The following is a 22,973-nucleotide window of genomic DNA, read 5'->3' as shown; positions in this document are numbered from 1 at the left end:
ATCATGAAAAAAATCATTAACAGCAGCAAATTAATCTTAGTCGCAGCCGTACTCCTTTTCAACTCATGTAAGAAAGATGACCCTGTCCACGAACATGATAATGAGGAAATGAAAACGATGACCTTAACATTTACAGAAAAAACCACCAACGCATCAGTAGTTGTTAGTATAGATGCAACAGATAAAGAAACTAAGGTCCTGAATCTGAAAAAAGGAAACTACGATATGAATCTAAAATTATATGATTTTGATGGCCATGAGGTTCAACAAGAGATCGCTGACGATGCAGATGAACATCAATTTTTCTTCGTAGGCCCTACTCAGGAACAGATCAACTTTACCTACTTGGATAAGCAAGTCGGTTTACAAAGTAATTGGAAAGTATTGCAAACCGCGAGCAATATTCCGATGAAAATTGTCTTGATGCATGGTTTACGCAAATCCGCTGTAACAGCAGCAGATTGGAACAATAAGAACTACCAAATACTAGGTGGCGGAACTCCAGATATCGCCGTAAACTTAACTTTAAATCTTATTGACTAAAGATGAGAGCGTTGGCAAGAGATTGTAATTAGCTATTTTGATTTTTCATGAAATAGTATATCTTTGCTAGCATGTCCCTGTAGTTTAATGGATAAAATTGCAGATTCCGGTTCTGTTGATATGGGTTCGACTCCCTTCGGGGACACAAAAGGAGGCACTTTAGATAAGTTGTCTCCTTTTTTATGCAAAAAAACTATAAACCACCCTGTTAAAGTATATTCATTTAGCGTTCTAAATTTTCAATTAAACCCTATCATATTCGTTTACCAATTCCTCAAAAAAGACCACCATACCTTGACATTGCAACCGTTTTCATTTGAATCAATTTTTGGGTTTTAAATTTTCTGCTCTTTTCCATTTAAGTTGATGTACAACTTCTTTTCCCTCGGACAGGAAGGATTTACCGCTTTCTAAAAACAGATATTCATTTTCAAAACGTATGATCCTATTTTGTGTTTGACCTGTCCAATTCGGAAAAAGAGAAATATACATGACATGGCTTAATGTCTGTTCGTTCTGATCAGCAGTAAAAGGCCCTGAATATGCTAAATAGGTGGATCCCTCCTGCCTGTATTCTTCTGCTGTAGCTCCAGTCCAATGTTCCTTTTTAAAGTTCTTGCGATCTGGATTCATGATCTGAGCAGACATATAACCATCAGGATTATACATGATCAGACCTTTTGGCATTTCACCCATGGGGTAGGAAATGCTCCCACTTTCGAGCGCTACTTCTTGCAATTCCACTAAGGTCCAAGTACCGATCAATTTTTCAAATAATGTCTTTTCCATCTTAAACATTTTTTTTAAAAAGGTTGATTGTATTTTCCTGTTATGGCCTTATTTTCGATACTTTTAGCAAAGTTCGGTGTCTCTTCATGATTGTGCGCATCTGAAGCAGCCTGTCTTGCTGCTGCTGCATCGGAAAGATTGATTCCATTTTCTTTGATATAAGCCAGCATCTCTGGAGTAGCTGTAGCGTGGATCTCATTGGTATAAAGACAAGTATTATCGCCAATTCTGATCGCCCTAAGTTCCCAAAGTACCTGTACTTTTGTACGCCCCCCTTTAGTGATTGAATCTGAAATCGACAGCATTCGACAGTATGCCGGTTCATGGACAACAGCTACGTAGTGTTGTACCATTAATGCGTCTCCTATTGTTTCGACATTAAGTGAAACGGGTTCTCCATCAAACGTTGTAGAGATTGCAGCAGCGATATGTTGTGTTGAGCATCTTTGGTATTCTGCATCAGGTAGGTTCAATAACCAGTCTGCAATATTTACTTTTTCGATAGGTGCATGAATGATCGCTGTTACTGATGAGTGTGATAATGCATTTTCTGAGGTTTGAATAATTTCCATAATACTAATTTTTGAATGATTGATTTGTTTTACTGATGTAAATCTATGCCTATTTACCGTCCGTCGAATTCACTATCCATCGGACAGGCACAAACTATCGTTGAAAAAGGAATATTGATCGGTGAGGTAATGGTTTCCGTGGACTCCGTAAAATCGGCTACAATCAGCGTTCTCCGATCTATTTCAACCGATCTCAATCCATTGCTTGAAATATAGCTCATCTCCAATCGCTAGGAAACACGTTTTACCGGCTCATAAATTGACCGGTATTTTTTTTACAAATTTGATTGGATCGTAGGCCTCTCTTAATATTCACCTGCTAAAAAGATCCCAAATGAATTGCTATTTTGCTTTTTATACACTATTGAGAATGGTCAAATCATCATTTAGCAAGAAAAATTTATGAACATAGCTCCGAAAGGTTAAATCGGTTTTTGTAACTTAGACAAGGGAACTTATCTGGATTTCTTGTTTGTTGATCAAAATGAGGAGGGGACTGTCAGGTTGGCAATCACTTATATCGTTGGGTAGGACTTGAATTAAAAAATGAAATGCCAGCAAGATACCCCCCGGATGTAAGCTATATTGCTAAAACTTTTTTGAATGCGCAGCGCACAAGGATTATAGAAAAAGGTTGTGTTGTTCAAGCAGCATCCAATTGATGATCATGTGGTAAGGGAGATCGGTTAAAAGTCAGCATGTTTCGGATTGTAAAAAATCAAAATCATATTGAAATTTGTGAATAAATAAAAATGGAATGGAAACACAAGCAAGTTTAAATTACAATCGAATCGCCTCCGCCATCGAATATATACAACATCATTTTAAGGAGCAACCTAATCTTGATGAGGTCGCTGCGCAGATTCACCTAAGCCCATCCCATTTTCAACGGCTCTTTACGGAATGGGCAGGTACAAGTCCTAAAAAGTTTTTGCAGTACATCAGCATTCAATATGCTAAAAAATTACTGAATGAAAACAAGGGTCTTACTCTATTTGATACAGCATACGAGACGGGGCTTTCCAGTACAAGCCGTCTACATGATTTATTTATCAATATTGAAGGGATGAGCCCTGCTGAATATAAAAATGGCGGTCAATTTCTACATATTAATTATCGCTTTGCAGATAGTCCATTTGGCAAACTTATCGTTGCATCCACGACAAAAGGGGTCTGTTATATAGCATTTGAAAATAATGAAACAAAAGCTTTTCAGGATCTCCATGCTAAATTTCCAAATGCTGTATTTAATCACCATGAAGATGAGCTGCAGGAAAATGCTCTTTATATTTTTCAAAATGATTGGTCTGCGCTATCGGAAATTAAGCTACACCTCAAGGGAACTGATTTCCAGCTGAAGGTTTGGGAAAGTTTACTAAAAATTCCTATGGGAAAGCTGACGACTTATGGTGCCATTGCCCAACAGATCGGAAATCCAAAAGCGTCACGTGCAGTTGGCACCGCAATTGGGAGCAATCCGGTTGCTTTTCTTATCCCCTGCCACCGCATTATCCAATCTTCTGGCATTACGGGAGGATATATGTGGGGACCGACAAGGAAAACTGCCATAATAGGTTGGGAAAGTGCTCGAACAGAAGATCAATGGTAAAAATCCCGTTTACACATCGTCCTTTATAAGGGTGCAAACTTAACATAAATAAAAAAAAAGCATAAATTAACGATATGGAATTATTCGCTTACCCTGTAGATAGCTCAAAAAATTGGCTTCCAAAAGATGGTACTGTACATTATTATGGTCCAATCGTGGATATGGAAACTGCCAATCGCTATTATGAAAAATTATTAGCTGCTATCGAATGGCGCCATGATGAGGCTGTTATTTTTGGCAAACATATAGTGACCAAAAGAAAGGTTGCATGGTACGGGGAAAAAGCTTTTGAATACACCTATTCGAATATAATAAAGCGCGCACTACCGTGGTCAAAAGAGTTGTTGGAATTGAAAGTTTTAATTGAAAAAATGACTGGTGAGACTTTTAACTCTTGCTTGCTCAATCTCTATCATAACGGGGATGAAGGTATGGCCTGGCATAGTGATGGCGAAAAAGATCTAAAGAAAAATGGGGCTATCGGCTCCTTGAGCTTTGGTGCCGTGCGTAAATTTGCTTTCAAACATAAACAAACGAAAGAGCATGTCGGATTGACCTTAGAACATGGTAGCTTGCTGGTGATGAAAGACGAAACTCAATCCCATTGGCTACATCGGCTTCCTCCAACAAAAAAGATCCATACCCCGAGGATTAACCTCACTTTCAGAACTATTGTAGAACAAAAATAAACGGTGCTCACCACTCCTTAATATTTCTCGTATTTTTGCTTCTCTTAGCTGTGACAGTAATCAGGTTTGAAGATATACACATCCAATCATGCGTCAAAAAAATAAGTCCATTCCTATAAAAACAATGACTGCTGAATTCAGCTCTGGAATCAGTATGGGCAAAGCGCACTTTGATGAACAGGATATTATGAATCTGGATGAAGTCAGACGATCACACCGTGATAACTACCATTCGTTCTTCTTGTTAGAAAATGGAACTACGGTAATCGAAATAGATTTTCAACAATATACTGTAAAGCCATTTTCTATTCTATATATACATCCACATCAGGTACATCGTATTGTTGCTCTGACAAGTGTGAACGGTAGTTTTTTGAGGATCAATAGTGAACATATAAATCCAGAATACCTCCATTTGTTAGAAGAGCTGGCTCCACTCAAACCTCTAATGGTTCAAGAAGATATCTTTTCTATCCTAGCCAATAGTGCATCGCTATGTCTTAACCTATCTGAACGAAAAAATCAGCAATTGTATCACTCCTTATTAAAAGACAGCTGCAATACCTTGATTGGACTGCTCACTTCAGTATACCTAGAAGGCTCCACACCTATTGACAAGCTTTCTAGATCAGAGCAGATTACTAAAGCTTTCAAAGCTGCATTACAGCGAGACTTTGTATCGATAAAGCGGCCTTCGGCTTATGCTTTGATCCTCAATATCTCAACCTCTTATTTGAATGAATGTGTAAAAGACAGTACTGGCCAGCCGGTATCCTATCATATTCAGCAGCGCATTATTTTAGAAGCCAAGCGACTGCTTTACCATTCTGACCAATCGGTAAAAGAAATTGCTGACACGTTGGGTTTCGAGGATTATGCCTACTTTTCCAGACTTTTCACTAAGGCAACTGGAATGTCAGCCCTATCCTTTAGGAATAAAAACCGCGATTAGTCCAATACACTCTTTCTTTACTCCATTGTTTACACTGTAAATTCGATGTTCCTTTGTAATGAACTAAAAAGGAATACCATGATATCAACAATACCCAAATGGGCAGGAAAACTATTAGAAAGTGTCGTCGGACAGCGCGCCGAAGTCATATACGCCACTTACCTTAGCCCGTATCTTAAAAAAGTACGCTTCCGGAGTAATATTGCTCATATGAATTTTCAGATAGGCTATGCCAGTGTCATACGTGTCAATGATATCGAATATCGTAATTACACCATTGCCTATCACGATATCCGTACGGGTATCCTGGATATTATATTCCATCTTCACGACAATGGTCCTGGTAGCCAATACGCCCATAGCTTGAACATAGGTGATCAACTTTATATCAGTAGCCCAAGAGGACGCAAGGTATATCAGCAGAAGATCAAACATCAGTTTTTTTTTGGAGATGAGACATCGTTAGGGTTAGCCTGCTCTTTACTTCCTATGTTAAAGCAAAACAAACATTTATTTCAATTTTATCTGGAATTGGACGATGAAAATAAAGAGGTTCCAGCATTATTAGGCTTGGAAAATTATCAGATATTCCCAAAAAATGGATCATTCTCGCATGAGAAATGGATAGCTGATCTTCCCATATTCTATGATGAGGAATGGTTAGATGCGAGCTATATACTGGTCGGCAATGTCATTTCTATCCAGACATTTCGAAAAGTTCTTAAAAACAAAGGCGCGAAACGCATATCGGCACAGGGCTATTGGTTGCAAGGAAAGAAAGGACTATAACAGATTATATTTAAAAAACTAAAACAACGAGCCATATGATTTATGTATTTAAGACATCAGTTGAAACTGAAAAAGATATTCTTGACTTAGCATACGATCTTACTGCGTACTGTACCCCCGGTAAATGGAATTTCGACTTACAGGATTGCGATCGTATCTTACGTATTGATACGCAAAAGCAAAATGCAGCGTCCATCATCTCACTCTTGCAGAATAAGGGGTTTAACTGTGAAGAGTTACCCTACTAGTCCATTGACAATAGGCAATCATAAATTCCATATCCCGGATATTGACCTGATTATTTGATCATGATCAGATCAATCTTATTTTGTGCTGTTCCAACTTAAAAAAAAACAGAAAGTGCATGAACAATACCAGGATTCAAACGATCCCTATAAGGGATCAACAGTTAAGATATGGGGATAAAAATTGTTTTTCACTACGTCCTATCCCTATAAGGATGATGTAAATGAGATATCATGCATATAATATTATAAATCTGAGTAATTTTGTTATTGTAGTTGCAAACAGAAGCTCATATATCGCTATTGGCTTATAAGGCTTCAAATTTAGCGCTTACATACATAAAGTGATATTTTGGAACAAGGGTATAGAGATATTCTGAATATTTTAATAGGTAAGGAAGTAACAAAAAATATGAATCTTTTAATTCAACAACTAAAAAAATATGGAGCAATTCATGATGATCTTGAGCAAGAACTGTTAAGTAGAACTAAATTCATGACCAAACAGAAGGGGGATTTTTTTCTTAAACAAGGTCAGGTTGTATCCAATATGTTTGTTATCGAAAACGGACTTGTTCGTGCATTTTACAATAAAGAAGGTCGAGAAATTAATGTTTGGTTTGGTATTGAAAATACCATATTAGGTTCGGTGATTCCACTTTTCTTTAATCTTCCCTCCCAAGAAAGTATTCAGTTTTTAGAAAATTCTTCCATTTACTACATCTCAAGAGAAGATATGAATGAGCTGTACCAAAAGTACCATCAGATGGAAACCATTGGTAGAAAATTAGCGGAAGAATATTGTAAAATATTAGAGGAGCGTGCCATTTCACTACAGACAGAATCTGCGGAGGAGCGTTACAACACGTTGTTGAAGAATGAAACAGAAGCCTCTTTACGGATTTCTTTGGGACATATCGCCTCCTACTTGGGCATTACGCAGGAAACATTAAGTCGTATTCGAAAAAAATAATTACGTACTACCTGGTACTTGATAACTGAATTTGATCTATATCAAAAAAACTCGTCTCAATCTAACGTTACTTTGTATGATTATTAAATCATATATAAAATATCATGAAATATTTATTTTTAGGGCTGTCGATTGTATTTGAATTAACGGGCAGCAGCTTTTTGAAAGCATCTAACGGTTTTACAAAGCTAATTCCTTCCATTATCACGGTTATTGCTTTTATTGCATGTTTCTATTTCCTCTCCTTGGCGCTTAAGTCTATACCGCTCAGTATTGCTTATGCCATCTGGGGTGGTATTGGTATTGTGCTGACAACTGTTATCTCTGTTGTTGTTTTTAAACATACACTAGATTTGCCAGCGGTGATTGGTATTATCTTGATTGTTTCGGGAGTAGTGGTGATGAATGTATTTTCAAATTCTACAGCTCACTAATATTCATCCAGCCTACCGTAACGTGTGATATTATTTTTTATCCATATATTTCAAGTGCCATTTCTATCGATTACCTAGTTCTATTGATCAGCAATATGGATTCTTCAATCGGTTGTCAGTCATCTAAATATTTTTATAGGTCTGCAGCAACATAGATTGTTAAGAATGTTGATCCCTAAAGTTATCAATCTAACTGTTGAACATTTCGATAAATGGGGTATCAGTACGAAAAAGGTCCTTATTAATTGATATTAATAAGGACCTAATCAATAAAATAAGATAATTCTTATTTCAATTTTTTCACTCTGATATTTTTAAAGAATACTTCAGATCCATGCCCTAAGAAAGCAAGATGGCCAGTAGTACGTTTTAAACCTGGATGATCTTTACCATCCAAAGTACCATTTTTACTTGCCGCTGCAATATCAGCATCAAGAATCACGGTGCCATTTAAAGTAACTTGAACACGATTACCCTTTACCACGATTTCTTCCGTATTCCACTCGCCTACTGGTTTTAAGAATCCTTTTTTAGCCGTTGCAACACCGTATACCGAACCATGGTATTGGTAAGGTTTCAAGTCTTTATAGATATCAGCAGTGTTATCCAATACTTGGATTTCCATACCGGCATAAGCTGCATCACCCTCTAATGGAGCTCTTACACCTACACCATTGTTGGCACCTTCACTCAATTTGAAATCAAAACGATAGATAAAATCGCCGTACTCTTCTTTTGTATAAAGATTACCACCAAATTTAGCATCCGGCACTACCCTAAGATATCCTTCATCACTGATGACATAACCATCATTCTTCGTCCACTTATCTAAGTTTGTACCATCAAACAGCACCTCAAAACCTTCTTTCTTTTCAGCTGCACTCAATTGAAATACATTTTTTCTAGCCAGCTCTTTCACATAGATATCTCTATACGACACTACCGTACCATGAGCCTGCAACTCAATCTGCTCGGTCGGGAAAAGGGATTGATTGCGATCCCAATAATTTTCTAAAGGCACATTATCTGTAACCAATTTACCATTTAAGTAAACTGTAACCTTGTCATCAACCATCTTAATTTTGAAGGTATTCCATTCTCCTAATGGATTGTCCGCCACCAATAATGGTTTCGATTCTGCTTTTTGGTTATTGTACAGACCTCCAGAACCCACCTGAGCTCCTTCGTGTACTCTGGATATATCCCAAATTTGCACTTGTGGCGTACCGCGAAGATATATTCCAGCATCCCCTTCTTTACCATTTTTATCCAACTTCCAATCCACCAACATCTCAAAATCACCATATTGTTTGATTGTCGCGATATTGTCTCCTTTTCCAGTAAAGATCAATTCCCTATTTTTAGCTATCCATCCTTGGCGCATTTGCTCATCCGCTTTTAGTTGTGCTGCAGCCAATTCTTTTTCTGTCATCTGACTTCTCTTGATTGGATTGGCAACTAAACCTTTCCAGCCTGTCAGATCCTGTCCATTAAAAAGACTCACGAAACCTTCAGATTTGGACATTTCAGCAAGATGCTTAATAACAGCTTCTTTTAAATAAGAGCTCTCGCTTCCACTTAAATTACCGATAACTTCATTCAATATCGTGCGGATTTCCGTACCTACAAAAGACTTATTATCCAAAGCAATGTTCATCGCTGTATTGACAGCCGCTCCTTTTAACTCTGGGTCTTTCATGTATTTACTCGCAAATACCAATGCTTGATATGTACCTGTTGCTTGCAATGAGGCCAAGACTGTTCTTTTTTGAGTGGTATTTTTAGCGACAGCAAATGCATCTTTCAATAAAAGCGTTTTCTGATCATTTGTTTCACTGGATTTATTGATATTCTTAACCAGTCCTGCGAATACTTTTCCATTTAAATCAGCCGATAGATCGGTTCTGGAAAGTTGAATCAGTTCATTCAACGCTAATGGTGTAGACCAGTCAGCAATGGCAGCTACAGCAGCATTTCGAAGGTCAGGATTATCAGATTTCAAGTAATTAGCCACTGCATTCAGTGATTCTTGATCGCCTAATCTTGCAAAAACCGGAAAATACCTGATTGCACTCGTTGCTGCAGATCTCGAAATATTAGCCGCTAGTTTCTGAATATGCTGGTCTCTATTTTGACTAGATTGGATCACATTGGCAATTGCAACTTCCAAATTCTTACTTGAAGCATCCTCCGATTTTGCCAATAAATTGACTAGTACATCTAGGTCTTTCTCTTGTGCAACATTTGGCAAGGCCTTATTAATCGCTTTATTAACATCAGCATTTGTGCTATTCAGCGCCAATACTGCCTGTGAAGAATTAGCATTGGTTCTTGTACTTAAAATATCCAATAATTGAATTTTCTTTGCATCATCGACAGTTGCTAATGAATTGTTGATCACATCCATTGTCTGCTCATTTTTTGAACTTAACAAAAGCGCTTTGATCGATTCATTCAGTTGTGCATCAGTTGACAGATTGTCAATTAAGGCTTTCGAGTCAGCACCTTTAGACAGGAGATTGATCGCCGACAGACCCGCTAATTTGGCATGCGCATCTGTAGACTTGCCAACGATTTTTTCGATTGCTTTTAATTGACTTATCGAACCGTTTTGAGCCATATAGTTCAACAGCGATTCTTGCACAGCAGGACTTGATTTCGCGGCTAATCCTAACAGCTTCTTAGTATCATTGGCATCTCCATACTTGTGCAATAAGCTTAAAGCAACATGACGGTAAACATTATTTTCATTTTGCGCTGCTGCAAACAAATTTTTCTTTTGTTTCTTAGCATCCAGTTCTGTCAATAAGGTTAATGAGCCTACCTGTGCATTGATCGCTTTTAATTTAGAAGCTTCAGCAAACAAGGTGTTTAAGTATGCAACAGCTTCCGTATTTTTCTTATTCTCGATTAAAGATTCGGCATAGTCCAGACCTAAACCAATACCATTCAGGTTATCATAACTATAATTTGCGGCTTTAAGTTCTTTTTCAAAGATAGGAAGTGCTGCCGTCCCGCCAATTTTGCTCAGGGCAATCAAAGCGGTACGTTTGAAGCTATCCGATTTGAACTTATCCATCAAAGCGATGATAGCCGTCTCGGTGCTTTGGTTTTTAACATCTCCCAAAGCGGTCACGAGCGCAACTGCGCATTTTTCATCGCTTACTTTCGCTAATCCCTGTGCAAGTGCATCGCTGGATTCTTTCGTATTGATGGAAACCAAAGTGCGTGCTGCGGCATCAGCCAAATATGGGGTATTTAAATAAGTAGCGACTTTACTAACAGCAGTATTTGTTGCACACTGACGTAAAAGACGCAATACAAAGGCTTTGTTGGTATCTTCTTTTACCGTGCCCAATGCATCTAATAGACCTTGAACAAATACTTCTTTCTGTTTTTCCTTACCTGGTTGGTTAACATAAAAAGAATAGCTGTTTGTGGCATATTCTACCTGCGCATTGTTTTGGCCTTGCGGTTTCAACTGATTGAGCATCGCCGCAATTTCACTTGATGTAAAATTTTCCAACTCGTTCATCGCGTATAAAAACTTAGCCTTCTCTTCGGCAGGTTGTTGGCCCAAGACATCGGCTATTTTAGTTGCTGTTGTTCTATTTTGGGGTTGTTGTGCATATGCTGCCACCTGAAGTATTAATAAGGCAGATATCGTATTAAAAACTTTTTTCATTTTAGATAGATTAGAAAATTACATTGACCAAGGACCACGCATGGGTTGATAAACTAAACGGTTTGCTGCATCGTCATTGATAAACTCGTCTTTGGTAGAGTCAAATTTCAATGAACGATTTAAACGTAATGCAATTAAGCCCATGTTTACCAACGTACAGGAGCGATATCCGTTTTCTTCATTCAATGCAAATTTCTCGCGTGTACGTACCGATTCTAAGAAATCTGTAATTTGCGGAGCTGGCTCTGGAAATTGTGATAATTTTCTTTCCATATCTGGGATATCCGAGACAAAGCCTTTGTATAGTTTACCTTTTGGTCCTTCTATATAAGCCATGCCTTCATCTTTCCCTTCACCATCTAAAATAATTTGGCAACCATCAGCATAGGTATAGGTGATTCTTCTCCAAGTACCAACAGCATCACTGTGCTGCTGAGGTGCATCTACTTCTACAGAAACGGGGCTCTCGCCATCTTTTCCTAAGAAATATTGCACAGGATCTAAATAATGTTGTCCCATGTCTCCTAATCCTCCGCCATCATAATCCCAATAACCTCTAAAAGTCGTATGCACGCGGTGTGTGCTATAAGGTTTGAACGGTGCCGGACCCAACCACAATTCATAGTCCAACTCGGCAGGTACAGGTTCAACAGGAAGATTTTCTTTTCCCACCCAATAAAATTTCCAATCGAAACCTGTATGCTTACTGATCGTGACTTTTAATGGCCAGCCTAACATCCCGGTATCTACTAATTTTTTGATCTTTTTTACCGGAACATTCATTCCATAAAAATTATCGCTAAAACGAAACCATGTATTTAGTCTAAACATATTGCCATGCTGTGCGATGGCTTCTTTAACTTTTTTACCCTCACCTATCGTACGTGTCATTGGCTTTTCACACCAGATGTCCTTTCCAGCACGAGCTGCTTCTAAAGACATCAGACCATGCCAATGTGGTGGGGTTGCGATATGTACAATATCGACTTCGGGGTTTTTGATGAGATCACGAAAATCATGATGCTCTTTGACTCCTCCGCCTAAAGCTTGTTGAGCAATAGCCAAATGTCTGGTGTCCACATCACATATCGCCACTGTCTTGGTCCCCGCGTATCCAAAATGACCACGACCCATTGAACCTACACCAATAATGCCTTTTGTTAAATGGTCACTTGGTGCCAAGTATCCCTGTCCTCCTAATACGAATCGAGGGACAATAGTAAATGCCGCTGCTCCTGTGACGGATTTCTTCAAGAAATCTCTTCTGGAGCTATTTTTTTCTTTCATACTTATTTAATAAATGATAGTTTGGTTGTGTTAGATTTAATAATCCGTTAAAATACAACTTTTTACTAAAAAGCAAACTAAAAAAAAGCCTTGTCGGGTAACAAAGCTCTTACAATTATTATTATATGAAATCTGCGTAGCTACAGCGTAGGACGCTCGTATAATGTTCTTGTTGCAATTGATCTTCCAAGGGTCAATTCATCGACATATTCGAGTTCACCTCCAAAAGCAATACCGCGGGCGATGGTGGTGACCTGAACATTGAATTCTTTTAATTTGCGATACAGATAAAATATAGTGGTATCGCCTTCCATGGTAGCACTCAATGCCAATATTACTTCTTTGATGTCGCGCTTCCGCATGCGCTCCACCAATCCTTCGATCTTCAAGTCAGACGGTCCTACCCCATCCATTGGAGAAATAAGCCCTCCCAATACATGGTAACTTCCTTGATAAGAGTTTGTATTTTCAATAGCCATTACATCGCGTGTATCTTCTACCACACAGATGATGGAATGATCACGTTTTGAAGAGGTGCAGATTTCGCATTCTTGAAAATCTGAAATATTGAAACAAATGCGGCAATATTGAATTTCTTCTTTCAATTGATTTATCGCCGATGTAAATCGTAAAACTTCCGCGTCAGATTGTTTTAACAAATGCAAAACAAGTCGTAACGCAGTTTTTTGACCTACTCCAGGTAGACGTCCAAACTCTGAAACAGCGTTTTCTAATAATTTAGAAGAAAAATTCATGCGCAAATTTAATAATATATTAGCTAAAGAAACTGCTCAAATTAAAAATATTCCTTATCTTGTATTCCCTTCAAAAAATGGGAATAATAATTTTACACTAACATTAGAGCATGGATATCACTAAAGACGATAAAATCGACAAAATAAGGAGTGCCTTTGAAAACAAAACGTGGCAAGAGATAAAAGTAAAAGATTCGTGGCAAATATTTAAGATCATGTCCGAATTTGTGGATGGTTTTGAGAAATTGGCAAAGATTGGACCTTGTGTATCCATATTTGGATCTGCGCGAACTCCCCAAGACCATAAATACTATCAAATGGCTGTTGATGTAGCAAGCCTATTGACCGCTCGAGGCTATGGGATCATTTCTGGAGGTGGCCCCGGAATCATGGAGGCAGCCAATAAGGGTGCGTACGAATCAGGGGGTAAATCTGTAGGATTAAACATTGAATTGCCTTTTGAACAATTTCACAATAGATATATTGATCGTGATAAGCTACTCGAATTTAACTATTTCTTTGTTCGAAAGGTGATGTTTATGAAATATTCGCAGGGCTATATCGTCATGCCGGGAGGATTTGGAACAATGGATGAATTATTTGAAGCCATAACTTTAATCCAAACGGGTAAGATCGCCCGCTTCCCGATCGTATTGGTAGGTACCGAATACTGGAGTGGTCTTTTTAATTGGATTCAAAATACGATGCTCGGCGATCGCTACATTAGTGAAGAGGATCTAAAACTATATCGAATTGTAGATACAGCTGAAGAAGCTGCTGATCATATTTTCAGGTTCTATGATAAGTATTTATTAAAACCAAACTTTTAGTAGTACAACCTGTAAGCATCAAGTCTACCATACGATCGTATGGTGGACTTTTTTTTTTTATAAGGCGAAACATCAGGAAATTGCTATAAATAAAAAAAGGCCAATCTTTGTGAGATTGACCTTTTTGAGCCTCCTATCGGAATCGAACCAATGACCTACTGATTACAAGTCAGTTGCTCTACCAGCTGAGCTAAGGAGGCATCATGTCTGAAAGTTTAAAAAAGAGCCTCTTATCGGAATCGAACCAATGACCTACTGATTACAAGTCAGTTGCTCTACCAGCTGAGCTAAAGAGGCTTTTTTAAATAACCCTTTCGAATTATGATGGTGCAAATATCGAAACCTTTGACAACAAAATCAAGCTTTATTGCATTTTTTTTTAATAATTTTAATAATTTTCTGAAAATCAAGCGCTTTATTTTCTCTCCATATCGGATCAGAACACAGAAAAACAGCTAAAACTGAAATTTTGTCATTTAACAATAAAAATAGAAGACATTTTTTCCGAAAAAAGAATAAAAACAGATATGGCATTTTGATTGTTACCCTTGTGTAGAATCAAAAGGAAAAAATTATGAACTTCAATAACTACACGATTAAAGCACAAGAGGCGATTCAAAAGGCTTCTGAGATTGCCAGTGGCAATCAACAGCAAGCTATTGAGACCGCACATATATTAAAAGCATTACTAACAGTTGATGAACATGTGATCAGTCACCTGTTAAAAAAATTAAATGTCAACATCTCCTACTTAGGTGGCGAGTTGGATAAACAGATCCAAGCATTTCCAAAAGTAAGTGGTACAAATGTTTATTTGAGCAACGCTTCTAATACAGCCTTACAGAAAGCGCAAAGCTACTTGAAGGAGTTTAATGACGAATTTGTCTCTGTTGAGCATCTTCTTTTGGGTATATTAAATGCTGGAGATAAGACTTCTTCCTTGTTAAAAGATCAAGGTGTCAATGAAAAAGATCTCAAATTGGCCATTAAGGAGCTGCGCGGCAATAGCAGGGTAACGGATCAAAATGCTGAAGCGACCTATAATGCTTTGGGAAAATATGCGCGTAACTTAAATGAGTTTGTTGAATCGGGAAAATTGGACCCAGTTATCGGTCGTGATGAAGAGATCCGTCGCGTGATGCAAATTCTGTCCCGAAGAACTAAGAACAATCCAATTTTAGTGGGTGAGCCTGGTGTTGGAAAAACGGCAATTGCTGAAGGTATTGCACACCGCATCATCAATGGTGATGTACCCGAAAATTTAAAGTCAAAGATTGTATTCTCGTTGGACATGGGTGCGCTGATAGCTGGCGCTAAGTACAAAGGTGAATTTGAAGAAAGATTAAAAGCTGTTGTCAAAGAGGTAGCCGATAGCAATGGAGAGATCATCCTGTTCATTGATGAGATCCATACCTTAGTGGGTGCTGGTGGCGGTGAAGGCGCAATGGATGCTGCCAATATCTTAAAGCCTGCCCTAGCGCGCGGTGAACTTCGCGCTATAGGTGCCACAACTTTAAACGAGTATCAAAAGTATTTTGAAAAGGATAAGGCATTGGAGCGTCGTTTTCAAAAAGTAATGGTTGATGAACCAACTACCCAAGATGCAATTTCAATCTTAAGGGGATTAAAAGAAAGATACGAAACTCACCATAAAGTCCGTATTCTTGATGAGGCGATCATCGCAGCGGTCGAATTATCGACACGCTATATTTCAGATCGTTTCTTACCGGATAAAGCCATTGATTTGATGGACGAGGCCGCATCAAAATTACGTCTTGAAATGGACTCTGTGCCTGAGGCCGTGGACGAGTTAAATCGCCGCATTATGCAGTTGGAGATCGAGCGCGAAGCCATCAAGCGTGAACATGATGACAAGAAAGTAAGTGAGCTATCTGAAACTATTGCAAATTTATCTGCTGAACGGGATTCGTTACGTGCTTCTTGGCAGTCTGAAAAAACATTGGTAGACCAGGTCAACCAAGAAATTGAAAATATTGAGCATTACAAACAAGAGGCTGATCAAGCTGAACGTGCTGGAGATTATGGTAAGGTAGCAGAGATACGCTATGGCCGTATTAAAGAGGCACAAGATCAGGTTGAAAAACTAAAGGCTGAACTGGCTGAAAAGCAAGATAGCAAGCGCATGTTGAAAGAGGAAGTGACCGCTGAAGACATTGCCGATGTCGTATCCAAATGGACAGGTATCCCTGTCAATAAAATGATTCAGTCAGAACGTGAAAAACTACTTTCACTCGAAGCCGAATTACATAAAAGAGTGGCTGGTCAGGAAGAAGCTATTGAAGCGATATCAGATGCGATTCGTCGATCAAGAGCTGGCCTTAGTGATGCGAAACGTCCAATTGGTTCTTTCATCTTCTTGGGTACAACTGGTGTTGGTAAAACAGAATTAGCGAAAGCATTAGCTGAATTTTTATTTGACGACGAACATGCGTTGGTCAGAATTGATATGTCTGAGTACCAAGAACGTCATGCTGTATCTCGACTGATCGGAGCGCCTCCAGGATACGTGGGCTATGAAGAAGGTGGTCAATTGACTGAGGCTGTACGACGCCGTCCCTACTCTGTGGTCCTATTGGATGAAATTGAAAAAGCACATCCTGATGTGTTCAATATATTGCTTCAAGTATTGGATGATGGACATTTGACGGACAATAAAGGTCGAACAGTCAATTTCAAAAACACGATTATCATCATGACTTCAAATACAGGTTCGCATATTATCCAAGAGAACTTCTCGCATTTGAATGATATCAATAGAGATGAGGTCATCGCTAAAACAAGAGGTGAAGTGTTTGAGCTGTTACAGAAATCGATTCGTCCAGAGTTCTTGAACCGGATTGATGAAATCATTATGTTCACACCATTGAGCAGAACAGAAATTGGTAGCATTGTCAGGATGCAATTTGGTAACATTCAAAAACAGTTAGCTGAACAGGATATTTTCATCACTGCTTCTGATGATGCACTGGATTGGTTGGCACAACTGGGATATGACCCTACCTATGGTGCTAGACCTTTGAAACGCGTGATTCAAAAACGAATTTTGAATGAACTTTCAAAAGAGATCCTTTCAGGAAAGGTAAATAAAGATGCTGTTATCCAGCTCGATGTCTTCGACGGTCAGTTTGTATTCTTAAATAAAAAAGAGATCGAATAACATAAAACATGCCTCGCCATAAAAAATGCGGTTGACTGTGTCAACCGCATTTTTTATGGTATTATCCTGAACAATCTGATCGTATGATAACGTCTGCCTACAAAATACTTATGATGGAGATGGCATATCTCAGATCCCTATTTCTTCCATACCACCCTTGTTGTATTTGAGCTTTTATAGATTGTATAAGTAAGATAACCAAATCCTGCAACTAACGCAATTGCCAATACAGAGGATCCAACGACCCCCAACTGACCTGCTATAGAAGCCAAAATATTTTTAAATCCCGATCTGCTACCGCTTAAGTCTAATGATTCTCCTGCTTCCATTTCTCTGGCCATCATCACCAATGAAAAGCCGAAAAAAGCTGCTGCAATCGTATACAACAAATTGCGCATCCAGCTTTTATTCTTTATAATTTCAACATCTTCTTTAAGTCCTGAATGCTTTTCGATTTCTTGGATAGCTTCCTGCAATTGGGCTCTATTTTCAAAATCTGCCACTAGTGCTTGATAATTACTCGGGTCAACGACATCCATATCGAGCAAGGGAGGTTGATTTTCATAAAGGGGTGCTACTTGCTTAATCTGACTATAGGGTATGAAAATTATATGTTCTTCTGGGTCTCCAGATTTACTCAGAAACTGTTCTAATGATGTATCTGGCAATTCTTTCTCAGAAAAATAAAACCCTTCGTTGGTAATCCATCGTGTTTTAAAAACAAGTTCGCTATTTTGATAATGCTGATACATAATTAATTTGATATGGGTTGTGTACTAAAATAACAGTTAAATATGAAATCTGATCAATATTTTTTTATTCATTTTTTGGGAATCTAATGATTCAGATCCCATTCCCAAACACTATGATAGCTTTCGACAGACTCAACATATTTGATAAAGGCATCATAAAATTCGTGTTTGCCTACTGTAGCACTATCACCAATGACGATGAGTTTCTTTCTAGCTCTAGTCATGGCCACATTCATTCTGCGGACGTCCGACAAAAAGCCAATGGTTTGTTGATCATTGCTTCGGGTTAAACTTATATATATAATATCTTTCTCCTGTCCTTGGAAACTGTCGATGGTATTGATCTGTATGTTTTTACGATAGGTAGCCATCCATTCATCATGTGATAACACCTCATGCAATAGAGTTGCCTGTTTCCGATAAGGAGTAATAACCCCAATACTTGGAAAATCATCTTCAGCATAAGTCGCAGAAAGCTTTGTCAGCAATTCGCTCAAATGAGTTTTTAAAAACTGGGCTTCCCCTTGATTAAAAGTAGCTGTTCCTTCTTGTCCTTCTTCAAATCCAGCACCTGCCGTATCAATAAATAGCACAGGTTCTTGATCTCCTTTTAAAGTCCAGTGCTGCACCTGCTCTGCTGCCAATAAGTGGTCGTCATACAAGGCTAAGGACGGAAATTTCATTATTTTTTCATTCATCCGATACTGAACATTGAGTAGGGCAACATGGCTAGGATACCGACTGACCAACTTTTCAAATAATGTATCATAAAGTCCTGTTTTCATATGCGCAGTTGACTTTACGGTTGGGGGCAGTTGACGATGATCTCCCGCCAGCACTATCTTATCTGCCTTTAAAATAGGAATCCAACATGCGGGTTCCAACCCTTGTGCCGCTTCGTCAATAACGACGACCCCATAGGTTCTGTTTCTAATAGCGTATTGATTTGCCCCTACCAAAGTGGCCGTCACCACTTGCGCTTTATCCAAAATATCTCCAACGATAAAATCTTGGATATCGCCAATTTCTTTCGTTATTTTTCGAGCTTCATCAAAAAGAGCCTTGCGTTGCTCACGCTCTGAACGTCCAAAACTTCGTTTATATTTTTGAGCCATATCCGTATAGGCTCGAGCTTTTTTCTTTAATATCTTGACCTCCTTATTGGCAGGATGCTGATCCACTTGTGCATCCAATGACAATTCTTGCAGGTGCTCTGAAATCTTCACTGGATTTCCAATCCTTGTCACCAGCACGCCCACAGCATCCAATCGTTCGGTCAGCACATCTACCGCTGTGTTACTCGGAGCAACAATCAAGATCTGCTTTTTTTCTTTTTTGAGCAAGGCGGCTACGGCTTTGATGAGCGTTGTCGTTTTCCCTGTACCTGGGGGACCATGAATAATTGAAATCGGACTTGAACTCAACACTAGTGCAATAGCTTCATTTTGGCTTTGATTTAAAGCTGCATCATCATAATACGTTTCTTTTTCATAGTCCTTTACTTGTTCTTCTCCGATTATTTCGCGAATGAGTCTTCCTTTATGTAAATCCGAGCGCAAATCTTTTGCTTTCCGGAGCGTGTCGTGCATCTCCTTATACGAGTTCTCATCAAATAGCAGATCCACACCCAACTTTCCGCGCCGACTCCAATCGGGCAGTTCGTCTACCCGAAATGCAATCTTCATGGTGTCACGGCTTACATAAGAAATCAAACCTTCTTGTCGGTCTACTTGTGGATCATGATTGGAAAATAGTGCTACAGGCATGCCAAATCGGAAACGATGCTCCTCCTCCATCTGATTTGTTTTGGTCAGCGTAATGGTCAAATAATCACCTCTACCTATTTCGTCACTTTTTATTTGAATGGGAAACCAAGTTACTCCTTTCAGCTTACGTTCATTCAAGCTTGACTTTAACAAAAGCAACTCATATTGCTCACGATCAAAGTTTTGTTCAATATTAAGGAGCGTTGTCAGCTCATCGAAATAATTCATATTATAATAATTCTCTTCCACGATATGCAGCAAAATAACCAATTTTTAATTTGATTAAGGCTGGAATATGATAAATAAAAATTAAATTGGCGTTAATAAACTATCTTGTTATTTTTAAGCTTAATAGATCTTATCAAATATGGAAACAGTCATTCTAGCTGGTGGTACAGGAACAATAGGAAGAGATCTCGCAACATTACTGATTAGCGAAGGCTTTCATGTCATCATATTCACGCGAAGTGCCAAGTCACATCAAGACAGTACCCATATCGAATACCTGGATTGGGATCCGGATCAAAAAAGAATCAATAATCACGCTATTCAACGGGCTGATTATATAATCAATCTCGCCGGAGCCGGGATTGCTGATCAACGTTGGACTAAAAAGCGCCGGCAAGAACTCATTTCGAGTCGGGTCAATAGCGGTAATTTGATCGTTGAAGCCTTACAGCAAATCCCAAATAAGGTAAAAGCCGTCATTTCTACTTCTGCTGTTGGCTGGTATGGAGCGGACAAAAGTCCTAACCACATTTTTAAAGAGTATGAAGAGCAGGGAACGGATTTCTTGAGTTGGACCTGTAAACTATGGGAAGATAGCATTAAACCTATTGAGCTTCTCCACAAAAGAATCGTCATCTTGAGATTAGGGGTAGTTTTCAGTAAGGATGGAGGAGCGTTAAAAGAACTAATCAAATCCTTTAAGTATAAAACGGCTACTTACTTAGGATCAGGTAAACAAAAAATGAGCTGGATCCATATTGATGATGTTTGCCATCTTTATTTGGCAGCCATTCGTGATAGCAACCTATCAGGCATCTTTAATGCAGTCTCTTCGGAAGTACTTCCTCAGAAGACCATTATCGATCGTATGGCCAAGCAAAAGATAGGTAGCTTTTATCTCCCTATTTATGTTCCTACATTTGCACTAAAGTTGGCTTTGGGCCAGATGGGTGAGGAAGTTTTACTGACAAGCACAAGCGCCAGTAACCAAAAAATACGGGATGCTGGTTTTACATTTAAATATCCCACTTTGAACGAAGCATGTATCAAAAACCTGTAATTTAAAGATTAGTATTGTGAGTTAGGGCTACTTTTGATACATTTGCCCTAAAATATAGCAATTCATGTTTTTATCATGAGATCAAATTGCTTCATATCCATAAGCCTTTCAGGACATGTTTGAAAGGTTTTTTTTGTAAGATTAGTTTTTACTATACATAAATGATAGAATTAATTAACATTTCCAAGACATTTGCAGTAAAAAATAAGTTTACGAAAGCATTAGATCAAGTCACGCTAGCGATTCCGAAAGGGCAAATATTTGGTGTTATAGGGAGCTCGGGTGCAGGAAAAAGCACGTTGATTCGCTGTGTCAATTTATTGGAAAAACCAGATGAAGGTCAAGTGTTGATCCACGGCGTTGACATCATGCAGTTGTCTCGCCAGGATTTGGTTCAGCAACGCCGAAAAATCGGAATGATCTTTCAGCACTTCAATTTACTATCTTCTCGTACGGTTTTTCAAAATATTGCGTTCCCATTGGAGTTGACCGGTATTTCAAAAAAACATATTCAGCTCAAAGTAATGGAACTTCTTGCGTTAGTAGGACTCGAGGATAAGGTCCATGATTATCCCGCTAATTTGTCCGGAGGACAGAAACAGCGTGTGGCTATCGCTCGAGCACTAGCTAGTGATCCCGAAATTCTATTATGTGATGAAGCGACCAGTGCACTGGATCCTGCGACAACCAAATCTATTTTGCAATTGCTCAAGTCAATCAATAAAAAGCTAAACTTGACGATTTTGCTTATTACGCATGAGATGGAGGTAATCAAAATCATCTGTGATCAAGTAGCCGTGATAGATGGTGGCAAATTAATAGAGACCGGTACTGTAGAACAGATTTTCACGTCTCCAAAGGAAGCTCTTACCAAACATTTTATTCAATCTTCTCTGCATGCCGAACTTCCTGCGATCTACCAAGAGCGCCTAAAAGAAAGCGGCAATCCTATTGTACAGATCTATCTAGCAGAACATCATAATCAAATATCGGTTATCAAACATTTGCATGAACACTATCACATTGATGTTGCCATTATCAGTGCGCAGATTGATTATGTAGGGTCAATTAAATTTGGGATCCTTAATTTGGAACTTATTGGTGATGCCGAACGCATCGTCGATGGCCTGAGCTATTTAAAATCAAATTATTCACAAACAGAAATTATAGGATATGTCTGATACAGTTATCGATTTATTGATCAATGGTACCATAGAAACTATTGTCATGACTTTCCTGTCGGGATTTTTTGGTTTTGCCCTTGGACTTCCTACAGGTATTTTCCTGTTTTTAACCCGCAAAAACCAATTGCATGAGAACAAATTGATACACCAGTTACTTGCTGTACTGGTGAATGTATTTCGTTCGATCCCTTTTATTATTCTTATTGTTTGGATGATTCCGTTCACTAGGCAAATCGTAGGTACTTCCATTGGAGTGACAGCAGCCTTGGTACCCTTAAGTTTGGCTGCGGCACCCTTTATTGCGCGATTAGTTGAAAATAGTTTACTGGAAATCCCTCATGGACTGATTGAAGCTGCACGTGCTATGGGAGCGACTACAACACAGATTATTTTCAAGGTATTATTACCCGAATCACTCCCATCACTCATTAATAATGTGACCATTACATTGATTACCTTAGTTGGTTATTCAGCTATGGGAGGTGCTGTCGGTGCCGGAGGACTGGGGCAGATTGGATATCAGTATGGTTATATTGGTTATGATACTTTTATTATGAATGCTGTATTAATTTTACTAATTTTAATTGTATTTATTCTTCAGTTTACTGGAGATTACATGTCTAAAAAAGCTAATCATCGTTAACATCTATTTT

At 38.6% G+C, this 22,973-nt stretch carries 20 protein-coding genes and 3 tRNA genes; 13 read left to right on the top strand and 10 right to left on the bottom strand.

The window, feature by feature from the left end; translation table 11 throughout:
• The first annotated feature begins 3 nt into the window (after window positions 1-3).
• Both B3P23_RS15315 and B3P23_RS15310 read left to right on the top strand, forming a co-directional pair.
• Window positions 4-543, top strand: coding sequence for a hypothetical protein (locus B3P23_RS15315; protein WP_094773398.1), 540 nt, complete (start codon window positions 4-6; stop codon window positions 541-543).
• A gap of 73 nt (window positions 544-616) precedes the next feature.
• Window positions 617-688, top strand: a tRNA-Arg gene (locus tag B3P23_RS15310).
• A gap of 176 nt (window positions 689-864) precedes the next feature.
• On the opposite strand, the gene B3P23_RS15305 is transcribed toward B3P23_RS15310, so the two are convergent.
• From B3P23_RS15305 to B3P23_RS15295, 3 genes are read right to left on the bottom strand one after another with little or no spacing between them, the layout of a single operon-like run.
• On the bottom strand, window positions 865-1,332 hold the full coding sequence (locus tag B3P23_RS15305) for a lipocalin-like domain-containing protein (RefSeq protein WP_248753302.1): 468 nt from the start codon (window positions 1,330-1,332) through the stop codon (window positions 865-867).
• Window positions 1,333-1,346: 14 nt separating this feature from the next.
• Window positions 1,347-1,904: a hypothetical protein gene (locus B3P23_RS15300; protein WP_293927708.1), complete on the bottom strand. Its 558-nt coding sequence runs from the start codon at window positions 1,902-1,904 to the stop codon at window positions 1,347-1,349.
• 53 nt (window positions 1,905-1,957) lie between these two features.
• Window positions 1,958-2,125 (bottom strand): hypothetical protein, encoded by a 168-nt coding sequence (locus B3P23_RS15295; RefSeq protein WP_293927705.1) that lies wholly within the window; start codon window positions 2,123-2,125, stop codon window positions 1,958-1,960.
• A gap of 536 nt (window positions 2,126-2,661) precedes the next feature.
• On the opposite strand from B3P23_RS15295, the gene B3P23_RS15290 reads away from it, so the two are divergent.
• From B3P23_RS15290 to B3P23_RS15265, 6 genes are all read left to right on the top strand, one after another.
• Window positions 2,662-3,513, top strand: a complete 852-nt coding sequence (locus B3P23_RS15290; RefSeq protein WP_293927702.1) for a methylated-DNA--[protein]-cysteine S-methyltransferase — start codon at window positions 2,662-2,664, stop codon at window positions 3,511-3,513.
• A 74-nt stretch (window positions 3,514-3,587) separates the two neighbouring features.
• Window positions 3,588-4,202, top strand: coding sequence for an alpha-ketoglutarate-dependent dioxygenase AlkB family protein (locus B3P23_RS15285; protein ID WP_248753299.1), 615 nt, complete (start codon window positions 3,588-3,590; stop codon window positions 4,200-4,202).
• Between the two features lie 88 nt (window positions 4,203-4,290).
• A complete protein-coding gene (locus B3P23_RS15280; RefSeq protein ID WP_094773349.1) occupies window positions 4,291-5,154 on the top strand; it encodes a helix-turn-helix domain-containing protein in 864 nt (287 codons plus the stop codon).
• 78 nt (window positions 5,155-5,232) lie between these two features.
• Entirely contained in the window at window positions 5,233-5,943 is a 711-nt protein-coding gene (locus tag B3P23_RS15275; protein ID WP_248753298.1) for a siderophore-interacting protein, read from the top strand.
• A 657-nt stretch (window positions 5,944-6,600) separates the two neighbouring features.
• Entirely contained in the window at window positions 6,601-7,161 is a 561-nt protein-coding gene (locus B3P23_RS15270) for a Crp/Fnr family transcriptional regulator (protein WP_108159022.1), read from the top strand.
• 104 nt (window positions 7,162-7,265) lie between these two features.
• Window positions 7,266-7,595 (top strand): DMT family transporter, encoded by a 330-nt coding sequence (locus B3P23_RS15265; protein WP_108159021.1) that lies wholly within the window; start codon window positions 7,266-7,268, stop codon window positions 7,593-7,595.
• A gap of 286 nt (window positions 7,596-7,881) precedes the next feature.
• Here the strand turns inward: B3P23_RS15265 and B3P23_RS15260 are convergent, their stop codons facing one another.
• The 3 genes from B3P23_RS15260 to recR all read right to left on the bottom strand — a co-directional run bounded on the left by B3P23_RS15260 (window position 7,882) and on the right by recR (window position 13,322).
• Window positions 7,882-11,280: a DUF1080 domain-containing protein gene (locus tag B3P23_RS15260; protein ID WP_293927689.1), complete on the bottom strand. Its 3,399-nt coding sequence runs from the start codon at window positions 11,278-11,280 to the stop codon at window positions 7,882-7,884.
• Window positions 11,281-11,298: 18 nt separating this feature from the next.
• Window positions 11,299-12,567, bottom strand: a complete 1,269-nt coding sequence (locus B3P23_RS15255; protein ID WP_045756326.1) for a Gfo/Idh/MocA family oxidoreductase — start codon at window positions 12,565-12,567, stop codon at window positions 11,299-11,301.
• 140 nt (window positions 12,568-12,707) lie between these two features.
• Window positions 12,708-13,322, bottom strand: a complete 615-nt coding sequence (gene recR / locus B3P23_RS15250; RefSeq protein WP_045756325.1) for a recombination mediator RecR — start codon at window positions 13,320-13,322, stop codon at window positions 12,708-12,710.
• A gap of 110 nt (window positions 13,323-13,432) precedes the next feature.
• On the opposite strand from recR, the gene B3P23_RS15245 reads away from it, so the two are divergent.
• Entirely contained in the window at window positions 13,433-14,152 is a 720-nt protein-coding gene (locus tag B3P23_RS15245; protein WP_084405459.1) for a TIGR00730 family Rossman fold protein, read from the top strand.
• Window positions 14,153-14,279: 127 nt separating this feature from the next.
• On the opposite strand, the gene B3P23_RS15240 is transcribed toward B3P23_RS15245, so the two are convergent.
• Window positions 14,280-14,352 (bottom strand) — tRNA-Thr (locus tag B3P23_RS15240).
• Between the two features lie 24 nt (window positions 14,353-14,376).
• A tRNA-Thr gene (locus B3P23_RS15235) sits at window positions 14,377-14,449 on the bottom strand.
• Window positions 14,450-14,726: 277 nt separating this feature from the next.
• Between B3P23_RS15235 and clpB the strand changes: the two genes are divergently transcribed.
• Window positions 14,727-17,330, top strand: coding sequence for an ATP-dependent chaperone ClpB (gene clpB / locus B3P23_RS15230; RefSeq protein ID WP_094773345.1), 2,604 nt, complete (start codon window positions 14,727-14,729; stop codon window positions 17,328-17,330).
• Between the two features lie 137 nt (window positions 17,331-17,467).
• Here the strand turns inward: clpB and B3P23_RS15225 are convergent, their stop codons facing one another.
• Both B3P23_RS15225 and B3P23_RS15220 read right to left on the bottom strand, forming a co-directional pair.
• Complete coding sequence (locus tag B3P23_RS15225; protein ID WP_045756181.1) at window positions 17,468-18,082, bottom strand: hypothetical protein; 615 nt, start codon at window positions 18,080-18,082, stop codon at window positions 17,468-17,470.
• A gap of 83 nt (window positions 18,083-18,165) precedes the next feature.
• Window positions 18,166-20,076 (bottom strand): AAA domain-containing protein, encoded by a 1,911-nt coding sequence (locus B3P23_RS15220; RefSeq protein ID WP_293927684.1) that lies wholly within the window; start codon window positions 20,074-20,076, stop codon window positions 18,166-18,168.
• Between the two features lie 139 nt (window positions 20,077-20,215).
• Here B3P23_RS15220 and B3P23_RS15215 point away from each other — a divergent pair, with 139 nt between their 5' ends.
• The 3 genes from B3P23_RS15215 (at window position 20,216) to metI (ending at window position 22,963) form a co-directional block, all read left to right on the top strand.
• On the top strand, window positions 20,216-21,136 hold the full coding sequence (locus B3P23_RS15215) for a TIGR01777 family oxidoreductase (protein ID WP_052627796.1): 921 nt from the start codon (window positions 20,216-20,218) through the stop codon (window positions 21,134-21,136).
• A 161-nt stretch (window positions 21,137-21,297) separates the two neighbouring features.
• A complete protein-coding gene (locus tag B3P23_RS15210; RefSeq protein WP_293927680.1) occupies window positions 21,298-22,317 on the top strand; it encodes a methionine ABC transporter ATP-binding protein in 1,020 nt (339 codons plus the stop codon).
• Window positions 22,310-22,963 (top strand): methionine ABC transporter permease MetI, encoded by a 654-nt coding sequence (metI, locus tag B3P23_RS15205; RefSeq protein WP_094773342.1) that lies wholly within the window; start codon window positions 22,310-22,312, stop codon window positions 22,961-22,963. The genes B3P23_RS15210 and metI overlap by 8 nt, the downstream gene beginning before the upstream one ends.
• The last annotated feature ends 10 nt before the right edge of the window (window positions 22,964-22,973 follow it).

The organism is Sphingobacterium sp. UBA6320 (genome assembly GCF_002440335.1).
Classification (GTDB): domain Bacteria; phylum Bacteroidota; class Bacteroidia; order Sphingobacteriales; family Sphingobacteriaceae; genus Sphingobacterium.
This window is presented reverse-complemented; position numbering and strand designations above follow the sequence as displayed.